The organism is Actinoplanes sp. NPDC026623, from assembly GCF_040638275.1.
GTDB lineage: Bacteria > Actinomycetota > Actinomycetes > Mycobacteriales > Micromonosporaceae > Actinoplanes.
The window spans coordinates 1-15,278 of the sequence record NZ_JBEZXZ010000108.1; the positions used below are offsets into that span (position 1 = coordinate 1).

Below are 15,278 nucleotides of genomic sequence, written 5' to 3' on the forward strand. Positions count from 1 at the left end.
CCACCCACATGCGCTACTCTTTGGGCCCCGCGGGGGTTCCCCCCACACAAAAACCCGCGTCCCCGCGGGGGGGGCCCCCCCGGGCCCCCCCCCGCTTCCGTTCGTGTGCGATCAGACGTTGAGCAGGTTCCCCGGTCCGGTCCACTTCTTGACCAGGCGGGTGCGCGTCTGGGTCTTACCGTTCACCCGTACCCGGTAGGACTGCTTCGCCGTGCGCAGCGTCTGCCAGGTGCGCTTGCCGTTGGTGGTGCGCAGGTGCCAGACGAGGCACTCGGTCCGGTGCTGCTCCTCGCCCTTGACGTAGGTCTTGACGGACATGCACCGCCGGGCCGACGTCGCCCGGTACGGGTTGGCGCCGGTGTCGCCGGAGAGCTGGAAGACCCTGGCCATCGCGGTGTACCAGTTGTAGGCCATCTTCGAGTAGCCGAACTCGTTCGGGTGGCGCAGGTCGTGCAGGTCGATGCCGCCGACCGTGGACTGGTTCACGACGGTGATCAGCGGGTCGTTCTTGGCGGCGACCATCGGCGGGATGAGCCGGTTGTAGGCGCGGTCGTCGGCCAATTCTTCCGGCACCCGGGAGCTGATGACCTGCGCGACGAAGATGTACGCCTGCGGCCGGGCCACCCGGATCTGGTCGATCAGCGCGGAGAGCTTGTCGGCCGCGGCGTACGCGCCCTCGCCCTCCTTGATGGTGTTGGTGCCGGCGTGCAGCAGGACGATGTCGGGGCGTGCCTGCGCCAGCCAATCGTCGAGTCCCGCGGAGAGCTCGTCGATGTTGTAGCCGCCGTGGCCCTCGTGCTGGGTGTCGCTGCCCGTGCCGTTGGACTGCGAGCCCACGTAGTTGATCTTCATGCCACCGAGGAACAGGCGGTGGGCCAGGGCCGCGCGGTACCCGTTGAGGGTCGTCGTGCCGGTGCCGCGGGTGATCGAGTCGCCGAGCGGCATGACCCGCAGCGCCTCGAAGGGCGTCACCTCGGAGTCGGCGGGCGGGTTGACGGCCGCAGGCTCCGCCTGCGCCACCTGGGGCACGCCGACGATCGCGGCCGCCAGCACACCGGCCAGGACCTTACCGCCGAGTCGATACCCAGGTACACGCTTCACGAAGAGCCCCCTCAAGCCGCCGGTGATGACACTTGGAAGATCGGGAGCTTGCGGGTTCGTACGAGACCCATCAGGTTGCAAAGGCGGGTGACTCAGGTCACCTGAAACGGCGAGGCCGCGACGCTGAGGGAATTCAGCGCCGCGGCCCGTGTCTGCTACCGGGACTGTCAGTCGACCTCGACGGCCGCCTCGGCGAACTGGGCCGAGTACAGGCGTGCGTAGGCGCCGTCCGCCGCGATCAGGGCGTCGTGGGTGCCCTGTTCGACGATCGCGCCGGACTCCATCACCAGGATCACGTCCGCGTCGCGGATCGTGGACAGGCGGTGGGCGATCACGAACGACGTGCGGCCCACCCGTAGCGTGTTCATCGCCCGCTGGATCAGCACCTCCGTGCGCGTGTCGACCGAGCTTGTCGCCTCGTCCAGGATCAGGATGCTCGGCTCGGCGAGGAACGCCCGGGCGATGGTGATCAGCTGCTTCTCGCCCGCCGACACGTTCGAGCCCTCGTCGTCGATGACCGTCTGCATGCCGTCGGGCAGTGAGCGCACGAACCGGTCCACGTGGGCCGCCTCCGCGGCCTCCGCCACCGACTCCGGCGTGGGGTCGTCCGCGCCGTACGCGATGTTGTCGTAGATGGTGCCGCCGAACAGCCAGGTGTCCTGCAGCACCATGCCCATGTATTCGCGCAGTTCCTCGCGGGGCATCGTCGCGATGTCGACCCCGTCCAGGGTGATCCGGCCGCCCGTGACGTCGTAGAAGCGCATCAGCAGGTTGACGAGCGTCGTCTTGCCGGCGCCGGTCGGGCCGACGATGGCGACCGTCTGGCCCGGCTCGACCGCCAGCGACAGGTTGTCGATCAGCGGCTGGTCGGGCTTGTAGCGGAAGGACACGTTCTCGAACGCGACCCGTCCCCGCACCGGCGTGGTCAGCGGCGACTCGGCCGGGTCCGGTGACTGCTCCGGGGCGTCCAGCAGCGCGAACACCCGCTCGGCCGACGCCACGCCGGACTGCACCAGGTTGGCCATGCTCGCCACCTGGGTCAGCGGCTGGCTGAACTGCCGGGAGTACTGGATGAACGCCTGCACGTCGCCGAGCGACAGCGAGCCCGACGCGACCCGCAGGCCGCCGACCACGGCGACCAGCACGTAGTTGACGTTGCTGAGGAACATCATGGCCGGCTGGATCAGGCCGGAGATGAACTGGGCGCGGAAGCTCGACGCGTACAGCTTCTCGTTGTGGGTTTCGAAGGTGTCGGCGGCCTCCTGCTGCCGGCCGAAGACCTTGACCAGCGAGTGGCCGGTGAACATCTCCTCGATGTGGCCGTTCAGCTTGCCGGTGGTCGCCCACTGCGCGACGAACTGCGGCTGCGAGCGCTTGCCGATCTGGGTCGCGACGACGACCGACAACGGTACGGTGATCAGCGCGATCAGGGCCAGCAGCGGCGAGATCCAGAACATCATCGCGAGTACGCCGACGATCGTCAGCAGCGCCGTGACCAGCTGGGCGAAGGTCTGCTGCAGCGTCTGCGCGATGTTGTCGGTGTCGTTGGTCGCCCGGCTGAGCACCTCGCCGCGCGGCTGCTGGTCGAAGTAGGACAGCGGCAGCCGGGCCAGCTTGGCCTCGACCTGCCCGCGCAGCTGGAACACGGCGGCCTGCACCACCGAGGCGGTCAGCCGGCCCTGCATCACCCCGAACACCCAGGCGGCCAGGTAGATCGCCAGCACCCAGAGCAGGATGTGCCCGAGCTTGGTGAAGTCGATGCCCTGGCCGGGTACGACGTCGAGGGAGGCGAGCATGTCGGCGCGGTTGTTCTCGCCCTGTGCCCGCAACTGCTCGACGATGTCGGCCTGGCTCTGGTTCGCGGGCAGGCTCTTGCCGACGATGCCGCTGAAGATGACGTCGGTGGCGTGACCGAGCAGCCGCGGCCCGGTCACCGACAGGGCGACGCTGGCGGCGCCGAGCAGCAGCACCAGACCGACAAGCACCCGGTGCGGGCGCAGCAGGCCCAGCAGGCGCTTGGTGGAACCCTTGAAGTCCTGCAACTTCTCGGCCGGCATGCCGCCGGCCATCATCCGCCCGGGCCCGCCCATCGGCGGTGGCGGCCTTCGAACTGGCGCGGTCATGCCGCTGCCTCCTGCTCGGTGAGCTGCGACAAGACGATCTCTCGGTAGGTGGGGTTGGTGTCCATGAGTTCGGTGTGTGTTCCGGTGCCGACGACCAGGCCGTCGTCGAGCACGATGATCCGGTCGGCCTCGCGGATGGTGCTGACCCGCTGCGCGACGATGATCACCGTCGCGTCGGCGATGTGCTCGGTCAGCGCGGCGCGCAGCGCCGCGTCGGTGGCGTAGTCGAGGGCCGAGAACGAGTCGTCGAAGAGGTAGATCTCCGGGCGGTGCACGAGCACCCGGGCGATCGCGAGCCGCTGCCGCTGGCCGCCGGAGACGTTCGTGCCGCCCTGCGCGATCGCCGCCTCCAGGCCGCCGTCCATCGCCTCTACGAAGTCGCGCGCCTGCGCGACCTCGAGCGCGGTCCACAGTTCGGCGTCGGTGGCGTCCGGGTTGCCGTACCGCAGGTTGGAGGCGACGGTGCCGGTGAACAGGTACGGCTTCTGCGGCACCAGGCCGACGGTCTTCGACAGCAGCGCCGGGTCGAGCGCGCGGACGTCGACGCCGTCGACCAGCACGGTGCCGCCGGTCGCGTCGAACAGCCGGGGTACGAGATTGAGCAGTGTGGTCTTGCCGCTGCCGGTGCTGCCGATGACCGCGGTGATCTCGCGCGGCCGGGCCGACAGGTCGATCCGGCTGAGCACGGGCGCCTCGGCGCCGGGGTAGCGGAACTCGACGTCGCGCAGCTCCAGGTAGCCGTGCCGGCTCAGCTCGCGCACCGGGTTCGGGTCGATGTCGATGCTCGACGGGGTGTCGAGCACCTCCTCGATCCGCTCGGCGCAGACCTCGGCGCGGGGGATCATCACGAACATGAACGTCGCCATCATGATCGCCATCAGGATCTGCATGAGGTAGCTGATGAACGCGGTCAGCGCGCCGATCTGCATGCTGCCGTCGTCGATGCGGTGCCCGCCGAACCACAGCACGGCGACGCTGGAGATGTTCACCAGCAGCATCACGGTCGGGAACATCAGCGCCATCAGCTTGCCGACGCGCAGCGACACGTCGGTGAGTTCGTCGTTGGCGACGCCGTAGCGGTCCCGCTCGCGGTCGTCGCGCACGAAGGCGCGGATGACCCGGATGCCGGTGATCTGCTCGCGCATCACCCGGTTGACCTTGTCGATGCGCACCTGCATGGTCCGGAACAGCGGCCGCATCCGGGCGATGATCAGCGAGACCACGCCGACGAGCAGCGGCACGATCACGAGCAGCAGAGACGACAGCGGCACGTCCTGGTTGAGGGCGAGCAGGATGCCGCCGACGCACATGATCGGCGCGGCGACCATCAGCAGGAACGTCATCAGGACCAGCATCTGGACCTGCTGGACGTCGTTGGTGGTCCGGGTGATCAGCGAGGGCGCGCCGAAATGGTCGACCTCGCGGGCGGAGTAGGTGAGCACCTTCGAGAAGATGCCGGCCCGGATGTCGCGGCCGACGGCCATCGCGATCCGCGCGCCGAAGTAGACGGCCGCGATCTGCGCGGTGATCTGCACCAGCGTGATGCCGAGCATTTCGACGCCGACCCGCAGGACGTAGTCGGTGTCGCCGGGCACCACGCCGTTGTCGATGATGTCGGCGTTCATGGCGGGGAGATAGAGCGTGGCCAGCGTGGCGACGAACTGGAAGAGCACGACCAGAAAGATCGATCTCCCGTACGGTCGCAGCTGCGCACGCATGAGTCGGACAAGCACCGTTCAGGCACCCCCGTGAGTGTGGTCGTGGCTGGCGGCGATCAGCGGGATCGCCGGAGACTCCGGGCCGGCCGGGGTGACCAGCAGCCCGTCGAGCAGCAGCGAGACGATCTCGCCGCCGTCGAAGCGCCGCGGGTCGCCGAACGGCCCGAACGTGTTTGCTCCGCAGAAGAGCAGAAGCAGCCGGGCGACGGCGCCGGGGGAGCGGCGCAGCAGCCCGGCGTCGGGCTCGATGACCCCGGTGAGGGCGTCGAGCAGCGACTGGCGGGACCGGGTCATCTGCTCGGCCGCGCCCGGATGGGATTCGGCGGCGAGCATGAGGCTGCGCGCCGCCGACATGAGGTGGGCGTTGCCGGCGAACCGCTCGTTGACCAGGGTCGCCGCCGCCGTCATCCGCTCACGCAGGCCGTCCCGGGGGTCGATCGCCGCCATGGCGTCGAGGGTCGGCCGCGGGTCGAGCGCGTGCATGAGCGCCGCGACGATCAGCGAGTTCTTGTCGGGGAAGACGCCGAAGACGGTGCCCTCGGCGACCCCGGCGGCCTTGGCGATCTGCCGGGTGGTGACGTCGAGGCCGTGCTCGTGCAGCAGCGGGACGGTCGCGGCGATGAGCGCGGCCCGGCGATCCTCGGGCGCCATCGCGGGAACCCGGCGCCGCCGTTCGGCCTGGTCGGGGGAAGTCACACGGCGACGATACTGAGCGAGCACTCACTCAGCCACTGATATTTGTCACGCCTTCGCGAAGAACTCCTCCAGCGCCGGCGCGAGCGCCTCGGGCCGCACGTCGTGGGTCTCGCCGTCGAGCTCGAGGTGCCCGGCGGTCGCGAACGCGTCCGCGACGGCCCGGGCGGCGGCGCGCAGGCTCTCCGGGCTCGCCCCGCCCGAGATCACCAGCATCGGCGCGGTGATCTCCAGGTCCTTCGGCACCTCGCCGTCGCCGAGCAGCTCGTCGTCGTACGCGAGGGTCGGGGCGATCGCCTCCAGGGCCGCGAAGCCCGGCCCGCTCCGCATGCCGGCCACCACCGGTCCAGGGATGCCGACGTAGGCCATGAACCGAGCCACGGCGTCGCCATTTCGGCCCGCGCCGAGCAATTCGCGCAGCTTGGCGGAGTATTCCGGCGAACCGTGCAGGAACGGCGGCTCGTAGAGCGCGACGCCGGCCACCCCCGGGTCGGCCGCGGCGGTCCTGAGGGCGAGCGCGCCGCCCGACGACATGGCGCAGAGCAACGCGGTGCCGCCGGCGGCGGCGATGAGCGCGCGCAGGTCCTCGACCTCGCGGTCGACCGCATATGGCGCGGTGTCCGAGCTTTCCCCGCGGCCGCGCCGGTCGTAGGCGTAGACCGTGAAACGCTCCCGCAGCAGGGCGGCGAGCGGCCGCATGGGCCCGCCGGCGCGGTGACACATCGCCCCGTCGATGAGGACGATGGCGGGTCCGGCGCCGCTCTGCTCGTACGCGATGAGGGTGCCGTCCTCGGAGGTGATCGTGGGCATTTTGCGTGCTCCCTAAGCTAGGCCGGCCACGTATTTCGCGCAGCGGTCGAGGCTGGTGACGAAGCCCGCCTGAGCCTGCGGGCTGAGGTAGGCGGCCGGCACGTTGCTCTGCTCGGTGACGACCTCGGTGTGCCCGTCGCCCAGGTCGGCGAAGGTGATCGTGGTGCGCATGCCGCCATCGAGCCAGACCAGCCGGTCCGGGCGGCTGACCTCGGCGTAGACCGCACGCATCGTGTAGGTGCCGCCGTCGGCGTCGTTGACCATCGTGGTCTCGAAGACGCCGCCCGGGCGCAGGTCGACCACGATGTTCGCGATCGGCGTCGTGGTGCCCTCGGGACCCCAGAAGTGGGTGAGGTGCTCGGGCCGGGTCATGCAGTCGAACAGCAGCTCGGGCGAGCCCCGGTGCACGCGCCGGAAGGTGAGCTCGGGTGTCATCGGGGGTTCTCCTGTGCTCGCAGGGCGGTGAGGTGCTGCTCGAGCCGGTCGTGGCGGTCGGCCCAGACCTGCCGGTGCTCGGCGACCCAGTCGGCCGCGGCGTCGAGGCGCACGGCCTCCAGGGCGCAGGGGCGCGACTGGGCGGTCCGGGTCCGGGAGATCAGCCGGGCGTGCTCCAGGACCTTGAGGTGCTTGGAGACCGCCTGCTGGCTCATCGCGAACGGCTCGGCGAGCTCGTTGACCGTCGCGTCGCCGCGGGCGAGCCGGGCCAGGATCGCCCGCCGGGTGGGGTCGGCGAGCGCGGCGAAGACCAGGCTCAGTTCATCCTCGGCGACAGGCATGCGGCGACGCTACCACAACCAACCAGTTGCACAACCGGTAAGTTGTGTTAGCCGGATCTCGTTCTGTGTCATCGTGATCGCCGGATCACGGCGCCGCCCGGCGCCGCCGCGACGAAATGGGGATGCCGTGACGGACGACCGGATCGGGCCGCCCCTGCTCGGCGGGGAACGCGAGACGGTGCGCGCGTTCCTCGACTACCACCGGGCCACGCTGGCGATGAAGTGCGAGGGGCTGTCCGACGAGGAGTTGCGGCAGCGCTCGATGCCGCCGTCGACGCTGACGCTGCTCGGCCTGGTGCGGCACCTGGCCGAGGTGGAGCGGGCCTGGTTCCGCCGGGTGATCAACCACGAGGACATCCCGCTGGTCTGGTCCGCCGACGGCGACTACCAGGCGGCGTACGACGGCTCGGGTTCCACCCGCGCGGAGGCCTTCGCCGCGTGGCAGCAGGAGGTCGAGCACGCGCGCCGCATCGAGCGGGAGGCGGAGTCGCTCGACGTGACGGGCTACCAGGAGCGGTGGGGCGAGAACGTCTCGCTCCGGCTCGTGATGCTGCACCTGATCCACGAGTACGCCCGGCACAACGGCCACGCCGACCTGATCCGCGAGGGCATCGACGGTACCGTCGGCGCCTAACCGATGCTCACGGTCAGGACGGCGGTCGTGACGCGCCCCTGCTGGTCGACGAACCGGACGGTGACCGCGGTGTCGGCCGCCTCGGCGGGCGTGCCGCTGATCAGGCCGGTGGTGTCCATCGCCAGACCGGCCGGGAGGGCGCCCGCGATGATCGACCAGTCGCCCGGCCGCAGGTCCGTGGTGGCCAGGGTCGCCGCGTAGGCCTCGCCCACGGTTCCCGCGGGGAGGGCCCCGGTGGCGATCCTCGGGGCGCTGGGCCGGACCGTCAGCGTCAGCGTGCGGGTGACGGTCTGCGGCACGTAGTCGGTGAATCGGACGACGATCCGGCGTGACACCGCCGAGGTCGGCGTGCCGGAGAGCAGCCCGCGCGTGGACAGCCGCAGGCCAGCGGGGAGGGTGCCGGCGGCGAGCCCCCACGTGCCGGTCCGGCCGGACGCCGGCCTGAGCTGCACGCTGTACGGCTGGTACTCCAGCGCGGCGGGCAGCGAACGCGTCGCCACGGTGGTGGCGGCCGGCGGCCGTGGCACGTACAGGATCCGGTTCGGGGAGCCGGCCCGGTCCCGGACCCTGCCGGTGGTGGCCACTGCGACCAGCCGCGACCGGACGTCGCCCGGCCGCCAGGTCGGGTGCGCCGCCAGGATCATGGCCGCCGCGCCCGTCACCAGGGGCGAGGCCATCGAGGTGCCGGACATGACGGCGGTCGCCGTGTCGCTGCGCCTGCCCGCCGAGGTGATGCCGACCCCCGGCGCGAAGATGTCGACGATCGGGCCGTAGTTGGAGAACGACGCCCGCCGGTCCCGCCGGTCCGTGGCGCCGACCGTGATCGCCGCCGGCACCCCGGCCGGGCTGCCGTGCGCGGCGTTGTCGTCCTCGTTGCCGGCCGCGACGACGTAGGTGACTCCGCTGTCGATGGACCGCTTGACCGCCTCGTCGATCGCGGCGCTGTACTCGCCGCCCAGGCTCATGTTCGCCACCGCGGGGTGCTGCGCGTGCTCGGTCACCCAGTCGACCCCGGCGATGACGTCGCTGTTCCAGCCCGAGCCGGTGCAGTCGAGCACCCGGACCGCCACCAGGCGTACCTTCTTGGCCACGCCGTACCGGCTGCCGCCGAGGGTGGCGGCGACGTGGGTGCCGTGACCGTGACAGTCCCCGGCCGACGTGTCGTTGCCGACGAAGTCGTAGCCGTAGCTCGCCCGCCCGCCGAACTCCCGGTGCGAGATCCGGATCCCGGTGTCGATCACGTACGCGTGCACGCCGGCCGCGGTGTCCGACGGCAGGTACGTCCCCGAAAGCTTCCGTGACCGCCCGTCCACCCGGTCGAGCGACCAGGGCGCCGAGCGCTGCACGCCGGAGACCCTGACCCTCCGGTCCTGCTCGACGACGGCGACCGACGGGTCCGCCGCGATCCGGCGCGCCTCGGCGGCCGACAGCGACGCGGTGAAGCCCGGCACGCCGTTGCCGAACACGCGGCCGACCCGGCCACCGGCCAGCGACGTCACCGTCGCGTTCAGGCCCTGGACGGTGGCGCGGTCCCGGCGCAGCAGGACGATGTAGCGTCCCACGGCGTCAGCGCTCGCGGCCGGCGCGACAGGGGCGGCCGTCGCGGCCGACGGGACGCCGGCGGCCGTTGCGACGGTCAGCGCCACCACGAGCGCGTGGAGGGCAAACGTCCCGGTGCGGGTACGGAGGGGCATCCGCGCTCATCTCGTCGGCGGGGCTGCGGGCAGCGAGCGGCAACCCGCTCGGACTCTCTAGTCGTCAGCTCCGCCCGATCCGGGAGAGTTTCCGTCAGGTTCCGATCGCCGCAGACGATCTCCCAGACGTGCGGCCAGGCTGATTCACACCCAACGTTCAGCCGGCTCACAACAAAGGGCCGCATAGTGGAAGGCGCCCTCGTCGAGTCTGGAGGTCTTCATGGGTCTGGTTCTGGCCATCGTGAGCCTGGTGCTGCTGCTGGTGCAGGTGTTGCTGATCGCCCGCGCGGTGCTCGACTGGAGCGTGGCGCTCGCCGGACCCTCGGCGTACGGATCCGTCCGGGCGCGGCTGACGGCCGGCGTGCACGCGGCGACGGAACCGCTGCTCGCGCCGGTACGCCGGGTCCTGCCGCCGCTGCGCGTCGGCGGCGTCGCCATCGACCTGGCATTCATCGTGCTGTTCCTGGCGATCGTGATCATCCGCTCGATGATCGGCTGACCGGGAGCCCGTCCCAGGCAGGGCCGCCCGGCCGCCCGGCCGCCCGGCCGCACGCGGCGGCCGAGCGGGCCGGCCGTAGGCAGTGGCCGGGCTATGCCGGTTCGGGGACGTTGCCCGGGTCGTCGGGGCCGGGCATCGGCTCCACCGGGGCCGGTGGGAGCGTCTCCGGGGTGTCCGGGGAGAGTTCGCCCGGGTCGTCGGGGACCGCCTCGTCCGGGTCGATCGGCGGGTAGTTGTCCGGGTCGGGACCTGGGAGCACCATGGCCTTCAGTCTGCCCGAGCGGCGCAGGAAGCCGAAGCGCCGCGGATTCCCGGCGCGGCGGAAGCGCGATCAGCCCCAGCGCCGCCGGCACGGCCCCTGATCGCCGTGGCCGGCCCTTGCCGAGATTGTGGGGGAGCCGGGCGGTCGATCTCGGTAGGCTGCCGGTCATGTTCGCGATTGATCTTGGTGATGGTGCTGAGCTGCGGCCGCTGGAGCCGTGGCAGGGACCCGAGTTTCTCGCCCACATGGACCGCGCCCGGGAGAGCGTCGATCCGTGGATCCCGTGGGCGGGCGTGAGCACCGACCTGAGCACCGCATCGGCGACGCTGCAGCGCTACGCCGACAAGATGGCCCGCGACGCCGGCCGGCTCTTCGGCATCTGGCTCGGCGGCACCCTGGTCGGAGGCACGATGTTCGTCGACTTCAACGCCGAGGGCGGCACCTGCGAGATCGGGTGCTGGCTGGAGCCGGCGGGCACCGGCCGCGGCCTGATCACCAAGGCGTCGGCCCGCCTGATCGACTGGGCGATCGTGGATCGCGGCATCTACCGCGTGCAGTGGCACTGCCGCCCGGACAACACGGCGAGCTCGAACGTCGCCCGCCGGCTGGGCATGCGGATCGACGGCGTGCTGCGCGGGGAGTACCTCTACAAGGGCGTTCGCTACGACACCGAGGTCTGGGCGCTGATCGCCCCGGACTGGACCCCGCTGCCGCGCGGGTGATGTGACGCGGCGGCCCGGCGGCGGGCGGCCGGGCCCCGGCGCCGGATGATCCACTCGGCCACCAGGATGTTGATCGTCCAGGCGAGGCCCATCAGCATCGCGTGGGCGAAGACGTCGGTGTCGCCGACGGTCAGCATCCACGGCAGCAGGACCACCGCCTGGGTGCCCGCGCCCATGCCGATGGCGTAGCCGCGCATCATCCAGGCGCGGTGCCGGACGATGTCGCGGCGCAGGATCGCCCGGAAGCTGATGACGATCGCCGCGGCCATCACCGAGCCGAGGACGAGCCGCTCGATGCCGAGGACGCCGAACCGCGCCCCGTCGAGCTCGGGCAGTGGGTAGCGGAGCGTCATCCAGATTCCCGAGAGCGCCGCCGCGATTCCACAGGGGACCAGTACCCGTCCGGTGACGCGGTGCCAGCCGGGCCGGCGGCGCCGGAAGCCGGGGTGGAACTGAAACGCGCCGAGGACGCAGAACAGGGTCGCGCCGATGATGTGCACGACCACGGGCGCCGGAACCTCGACGAAGCGCGCGTTGTCCGGCGTGGCCGCCGCGCCGCCGGCCAGGGTGGCCACGCGGAAGGAGCCGGCCAGCACCGGTACGGCGCTGAGCAGGAGCAGGCCCGTGGTCGCGAGCCGGGCGGTCCAGGTTCGGGAGATCCTCATGGCTTCGATCGTGCCGATCGGGGCGGCACCGGCTCATCGGACGATGGGCCTCGGCCGGGTCATACCGCGGTACGGCACGCGAGCCGTACTTTCGGCGCCGAGAAAGGCGGAGGCGGTCAGCGGCGGACGCGGTTGGTCTCGTAGGCCCACATGGCCATCTCGACGCGGTTCCGGGCGCCGATCTTCGCCATCAGGCTGGTGATGTGGGTCTTCACCGTGCTGAGCGTGATGAAGAGCTCCGCGGCGATCTCGCTGTTGGTCCGCCCGCTCGCCACCGCGGCCAGCACCTGCTCCTCGCGGCCGGTCAGCGGATCCACCGGCTGGGTGGTGCCGGCCGGGCCGGCCGCGGCGAAGGTCCTCAGCAGCCGCGCGGTGACGCTCGGCGCGATCAGGGCGTCGCCGTCGGCGGCGGCGTGCACGGCCTGGGCGAGCATGGCGGTGCCGGCATCCTTGAGCAGGAAGCCGCGGGCCCCGGCGCGCAGCGCGGCGTACACGTATTCGTCGAGGTCGAAGGTGGTGATGACCACGACGGCGAGCGGGTCCGGCACCCCCGGCCCGGCCAGCGCGCGGGTGGCCTCGATGCCGTCGAGGCCGGGCATCCGGATGTCGAAGAGGCACACGTCGGGCCGCAGGTGGCGGGCCAGTTCGACGGCGCGGTGGCCGTTCGCGGCCTCGCCGACGACCTGGATGTCCGGCTGCGAGTTGAGGATCATCGTCAGGCCGGTCCGGACGATCTCCTGATCGTCGGCGACCACCACCCGCACGGTCACGCCGCGACTCCGGCGCGCGGCAGGACCGCGGTCACCGTCCAGCCGCGGCCGGGTGCCGGGCCGGCCTCGCAGGTGCCGCCGAGCAGGACGGCGCGTTCGCTCATGCCGATCAGCCCGTACCCCGGTGCCCGCGTGCCGGCGCCGGGCTCGCCGTCGTCGCTGACCTGCAGGCGTACCGAATCGGGGTCCGCCGAGACGCGGACCTGGATCCGGGTCGCGTGCCGGGCGTGCCGCCGGGCGTTGGTGACCGACTCCTGGGCGAGCCGGAAGATCGCGGAGCCGACCGCCGGGGGAACGTCGTCGACGTCGCCGGCGATGCCGACGTCCACGGCCGGCCCGGAGCGGGGCCGGCCGGCGAGCTTCTCCAGGTCGGCGATGCGCGGGCTGGGCGCGAGGTCGGCCGGCTCGTCGCGGCGCAGGATCCGGACCATGCCGCGCATCTCGGCGAGGGCCCGGGACGCCTCGGCCTCGATGACCCGCAGCGCGTCGGTCGCGGCGTCCGGGTGCGACGCGGCGGTGGCGAGGCCGGCCTGCGCGCGGATCGCCATCGCCGACACGTGGTGTGCGACGGTGTCGTGCAGGTCGCGGGCCAGCCGTTCGCGTTCGAGCAGCTTGACCCGCTCCAGCTCGCGGACCCGGGACCGGGCCCGGTAGCGCAGGGCGAGGCCCGCCGCGACCACCGACGACATCACCACGAACCCGGCGAACATGTCGCCCGTGCGGAGCTGCCCGAGCGCCGCGGCCACGCCCATCTTGCCGAGCGCGATGGCCAGGCCGAGCAGGATCGCGCGCCCGGAGCCCCACCTGACCAGGGAATAAAGCAGGATCAAGGCAAAGGCGACCGTGTACGCCTTCAGCTCCGTGCCACGCATCGCCAGCGGCGCGAGCCCGGTGACGCCGAACGCGATCGCCAGCATCGCCAGCGGCCGTTCCCGGCGCCACAGCAGGGTCGGCACCACGGCGACGATGATCACGACCGACAGGACCCGCCACGGCAGGTCGGTCCGGAGCACGCCTTCGACCACGGCGAGGGGCCCGAGCACGCCGACCAGCGCCCAGTCCCGCCAGGTCCGCGCCGGCGGATGCGGGGGAGCCGGTTCGTCCCACACGGAACGGAGAAGTTCGTGCACACGCTGATGGTACGAGGGCGGCATCCCCGCCAGATCGGCCCAAAGTACGAGGCCTAGCGATCCGGCTGCAGGCGGCCGTACGAGGTGAGGGTCCGCAGCGCTCCCAGGGTGACGATGCCGCGCCATTCGAGGCGGGCGGCGGCGCTGGGCGGCTCCCAGGTGATCGGCCAGCCGCCGTCGGCCTCCTGTGCCCGGGCGAGGTGGTCGAGGTGCCCGTCGATCTGCGCCTCGGTGAACAGCGAGCGCCAGCGCGAGTCCGCGGCCGGTGCCACGGTGAGCGGGGTCAGCCCGTAGCCCTCCGCCTCGGGGTCCAGGTGGAACATGGCCGAGGACGTGAGGCGCTCCAGCACCGCCTTGGCGTGCCGCTCGGCGCGGTCGGGCTCCCCGGCGTGCTCCAGGAACACCAGCACCTCGGCGAGGGCGTGCACCTCGTCGGGCAGCTCGCCGGATTCGAGGGCCCGCCAGCAGTATCGGGTGGCCTCGTCGCGCCACGGGTGCGCGAAGCCGATCCGGTGCAGCAGGCCGGCCAGGCCGGCGGTCGGGTTCAGCCCGGGCTGGTAGGTCCATTCGGACCAGTGCTCGGCGCGCGGGTAGGCCTCGATGGCGTCGGACGCCAGCGCGACGGCGCCACCGACCGAGCCGCGGGCCAGGAAGTCGCAGGCCCGGCGCAGCATGTCCGGGTCGTCGGCGCCGGCCGACGCGTACGCCTGCAGCGCGATCTCGACGTCGATCGGCAGGCTGACGGGGCACCGCTTGTCCGGCTCGAGACCGTGCCCGAAGCCGCCGTCGTCGTTCTGGTAGCCGCGCAGGGCGGCGACGACGCCGCCAGGTGGCTCGCCGAGGAACAGGCTCGCGAAGAGGCGCTGCTCCAGCAGGCGGGACTCGGACCGCAGGAACCGCACCGCGGCGGAGAAGGATTCGCTCATGACCCCAAGCTAGGGATGCCGGGCCCCGATGTCTTGAAGCAATCGGACGGCCCGCCGGAATCTGGAACGTTGCAATGTCAGTGGTACCTGAGTTCGCCGGCGTGGACCGGCACGTCCAGGCGGTTCTCCGGCGGCGCGAGCGGGCACAGCCAGGCGTCGTCGTAGGCGCAGCTCGGGTTGTAGAGGTAGTTGAGGTCCAGCCGGACCCGGGTCGCCGACACCATCTCGACGCCGCGGCCGTGCGTGCCCTTCACCGTGTCCGTCAGATACCGGCCGCCGCCGTAGGACTGGTCGCCGCAGGTCGCGTCCCGCACCGGGAGGAACAGCCCGCCCCCGTACGCGGCCAGCCACCACAGCGACAGCTCGCCCCACGGGGTGTCCAGGATGCCGACGCGGTCGTAGCGGCACACGCCGTCCGGGCCGGCCGTGTCGATCTCGATCGCGCCCGGCGCCTCGCGCAGCCCCACCTCGGCGACGAACTCGTCGGCGGGCGGGAAGTAGCGCAGGGCCGTGAAGCCGCCGGTGCGCGGGATCGGCGACTGCGGGTGGCTCGCGAAGAGCCGGTCGCGCTGGTCGCGGAAGTCGGCGAGGCCGGTCGCGGTGAGGTAGATGCGGGCCACCGCGGCGCGGTAGCCGGCGAGTTCGAGTGCCTGCACGACGACCACCGTATCCCGCGGGCCTTGAGTGGATCTTGCTGTTCGCCTTACAGTCATAAGGCCTAGGCATTGAAACGTTTAAATGCTTGGATTCCGCCC

At 71.8% G+C, this 15,278-nt stretch carries 17 protein-coding genes; 3 read left to right on the forward strand and 14 right to left on the reverse strand.

Features of this window, described 5'->3' with window-relative positions; translation table 11 throughout:
• Window positions 1-111 precede the first annotated feature (111 nt).
• From AB0F10_RS27400 to AB0F10_RS27430, 7 genes are all read right to left on the reverse strand, one after another.
• Window positions 112-1,101 (reverse strand): SGNH/GDSL hydrolase family protein, encoded by a 990-nt coding sequence (locus AB0F10_RS27400; protein WP_360630935.1) that lies wholly within the window; start codon window positions 1,099-1,101, stop codon window positions 112-114.
• A gap of 167 nt (window positions 1,102-1,268) precedes the next feature.
• Window positions 1,269-3,224: an ABC transporter ATP-binding protein gene (locus tag AB0F10_RS27405; RefSeq protein ID WP_360630938.1), complete on the reverse strand. Its 1,956-nt coding sequence runs from the start codon at window positions 3,222-3,224 to the stop codon at window positions 1,269-1,271.
• A complete protein-coding gene (locus tag AB0F10_RS27410) occupies window positions 3,221-4,957 on the reverse strand; it encodes an ABC transporter ATP-binding protein (protein ID WP_360630941.1) in 1,737 nt (578 codons plus the stop codon). The genes AB0F10_RS27405 and AB0F10_RS27410 overlap by 4 nt, the downstream gene beginning before the upstream one ends.
• 3 nt (window positions 4,958-4,960) lie before the next feature.
• On the reverse strand, window positions 4,961-5,638 hold the full coding sequence (locus tag AB0F10_RS27415) for a TetR/AcrR family transcriptional regulator (protein ID WP_360630944.1): 678 nt from the start codon (window positions 5,636-5,638) through the stop codon (window positions 4,961-4,963).
• A gap of 45 nt (window positions 5,639-5,683) precedes the next feature.
• The gene (locus AB0F10_RS27420) at window positions 5,684-6,445 is read right to left on the reverse strand and encodes an alpha/beta hydrolase (RefSeq protein WP_360630947.1); all 762 of its coding nucleotides are present in this window, start codon (window positions 6,443-6,445) and stop codon (window positions 5,684-5,686) included.
• A gap of 12 nt (window positions 6,446-6,457) precedes the next feature.
• Window positions 6,458-6,880 (reverse strand): SRPBCC domain-containing protein, encoded by a 423-nt coding sequence (locus tag AB0F10_RS27425; protein ID WP_360630950.1) that lies wholly within the window; start codon window positions 6,878-6,880, stop codon window positions 6,458-6,460.
• The gene (locus AB0F10_RS27430; protein ID WP_360630953.1) at window positions 6,877-7,221 is read right to left on the reverse strand and encodes a metalloregulator ArsR/SmtB family transcription factor; all 345 of its coding nucleotides are present in this window, start codon (window positions 7,219-7,221) and stop codon (window positions 6,877-6,879) included. The genes AB0F10_RS27425 and AB0F10_RS27430 overlap by 4 nt, the downstream gene beginning before the upstream one ends.
• Before the next feature lie 127 nt (window positions 7,222-7,348).
• Here AB0F10_RS27430 and AB0F10_RS27435 point away from each other — a divergent pair, with 127 nt between their 5' ends.
• Window positions 7,349-7,855 carry a DinB family protein gene (locus tag AB0F10_RS27435; RefSeq protein WP_360630956.1) on the forward strand — a complete coding sequence of 169 codons (507 nt, stop codon included), beginning with the start codon at window positions 7,349-7,351 and terminating at the stop codon, window positions 7,853-7,855.
• Here the strand turns inward: AB0F10_RS27435 and AB0F10_RS27440 are convergent.
• On the reverse strand, window positions 7,852-9,549 hold the full coding sequence (locus tag AB0F10_RS27440; protein ID WP_360630959.1) for a S8 family peptidase: 1,698 nt from the start codon (window positions 9,547-9,549) through the stop codon (window positions 7,852-7,854). The genes AB0F10_RS27435 and AB0F10_RS27440 overlap by 4 nt on opposite strands.
• 220 nt (window positions 9,550-9,769) lie before the next feature.
• Between AB0F10_RS27440 and AB0F10_RS27445 the strand changes: the two genes are divergently transcribed.
• Window positions 9,770-10,048 carry a YggT family protein gene (locus AB0F10_RS27445; RefSeq protein WP_360630962.1) on the forward strand — a complete coding sequence of 93 codons (279 nt, stop codon included), beginning with the start codon at window positions 9,770-9,772 and terminating at the stop codon, window positions 10,046-10,048.
• A 91-nt stretch (window positions 10,049-10,139) separates the two neighbouring features.
• Here AB0F10_RS27445 and AB0F10_RS27450 read toward each other — a convergent pair whose 3' ends face one another.
• Complete coding sequence (locus tag AB0F10_RS27450) at window positions 10,140-10,310, reverse strand: hypothetical protein (RefSeq protein ID WP_360630965.1); 171 nt, start codon at window positions 10,308-10,310, stop codon at window positions 10,140-10,142.
• Window positions 10,311-10,477: 167 nt separating this feature from the next.
• Here AB0F10_RS27450 and AB0F10_RS27455 point away from each other — a divergent pair, with 167 nt between their 5' ends.
• The gene (locus tag AB0F10_RS27455; RefSeq protein WP_360630968.1) at window positions 10,478-11,032 is read left to right on the forward strand and encodes a GNAT family protein; all 555 of its coding nucleotides are present in this window, start codon (window positions 10,478-10,480) and stop codon (window positions 11,030-11,032) included.
• Here AB0F10_RS27455 and AB0F10_RS27460 read toward each other — a convergent pair.
• From AB0F10_RS27460 to AB0F10_RS27480, 5 genes are all read right to left on the reverse strand, one after another.
• On the reverse strand, window positions 10,972-11,697 hold the full coding sequence (locus tag AB0F10_RS27460) for a DUF2306 domain-containing protein (protein ID WP_360630971.1): 726 nt from the start codon (window positions 11,695-11,697) through the stop codon (window positions 10,972-10,974). The two genes, AB0F10_RS27455 and AB0F10_RS27460, sit on opposite strands and share 61 nt — an antisense overlap.
• Before the next feature lie 116 nt (window positions 11,698-11,813).
• Entirely contained in the window at window positions 11,814-12,467 is a 654-nt protein-coding gene (locus tag AB0F10_RS27465) for a response regulator transcription factor (RefSeq protein ID WP_360630974.1), read from the reverse strand.
• Window positions 12,464-13,597 carry a sensor histidine kinase gene (locus tag AB0F10_RS27470; RefSeq protein ID WP_360630976.1) on the reverse strand — a complete coding sequence of 378 codons (1,134 nt, stop codon included), beginning with the start codon at window positions 13,595-13,597 and terminating at the stop codon, window positions 12,464-12,466. Before AB0F10_RS27470 ends, AB0F10_RS27465 begins: the two co-directional genes overlap by 4 nt.
• A gap of 53 nt (window positions 13,598-13,650) precedes the next feature.
• Window positions 13,651-14,523, reverse strand: coding sequence for a hypothetical protein (locus AB0F10_RS27475; RefSeq protein WP_360630979.1), 873 nt, complete (start codon window positions 14,521-14,523; stop codon window positions 13,651-13,653).
• A gap of 77 nt (window positions 14,524-14,600) precedes the next feature.
• The gene (locus AB0F10_RS27480; protein ID WP_360630981.1) at window positions 14,601-15,179 is read right to left on the reverse strand and encodes a DUF1684 domain-containing protein; all 579 of its coding nucleotides are present in this window, start codon (window positions 15,177-15,179) and stop codon (window positions 14,601-14,603) included.
• Window positions 15,180-15,278: the final 99 nt, after the last annotated feature.